The 669-nt window shown below is 64.0% G+C and carries 1 protein-coding gene; it reads left to right on the top strand.

Annotated features, from left to right (window positions below; translation table 11 throughout):
* Positions 1-364 precede the first annotated feature (364 nt).
* Positions 365-669, top strand: a 305-nt coding sequence (locus GHO25_RS25690; protein ID WP_178110253.1) for a MobC family plasmid mobilization relaxosome protein, incomplete at its 3' end; no start/stop codon positions are given.

The raw sequence follows: 669 nt of genomic DNA, 5'->3' as shown, positions 1-669 counted from the left end.
TAATAGCCCCCGTTAGGGGGGCTCCAGCTGTGCCCCTCCAGATGTAAATCCCCCCGCTCTTCACAAGTCCAGGTGGTCGCCAGTGCAGTGACCGAAGGGCGCTGTGATGGTGAACGCCCAACAAGCAAAGCGCGTTAGCCACCAACTCAACCAACCTCTGATCTAGAGCCTCTGTAACCTTCTGACACTTGCACGGCTTTTGATTCTAAGCCAGTATACACAGAGGGCCCTCCCGGCGCTTCGCTTGGTCGGTTCCTCTGTGACCTGGTTCAGGGGGCGTGCCGCCCCCCGAAACCCCCCAGCCGGCCCCCGCCGCCGCAGACTAAAGTCCGCAACGTCGCGGGCCTCTACTAAGAGCCAAGCCATGACCGAGCCAAAGCGCGAAAAGATCATCAAGGTGCGGGTGTCCCCCGAGGAACTGGCCACCCTCCAGATGCACAGCACCAGGACGGAGCTGGCCCGCTGGATGCGGGAGAGCTGCCTCAGCCCCGGTCAGACCGATCTAGTCCGTGACCTGCGCGGCGCGGCCCCGGCGGCTGATCCCGCGTTGCTGCGCCAGTTGGCGAGCATCGGGAACAACCTCAACCAGATCGCCCGCAAGGTGAACACCGCCGAGTGGGGGGCTGTTGATCGCGTCCAGGTCATAGGCGCCCTGGCCGGGGTTGAGCG

This window comes from Pseudomonas sp. FSL R10-1350 (assembly GCF_009600525.1).
Classification (GTDB): Bacteria; Pseudomonadota; Gammaproteobacteria; order Pseudomonadales; family Pseudomonadaceae; genus Aquipseudomonas; species Aquipseudomonas helleri.
This window is presented reverse-complemented; position numbering and strand designations above follow the sequence as displayed.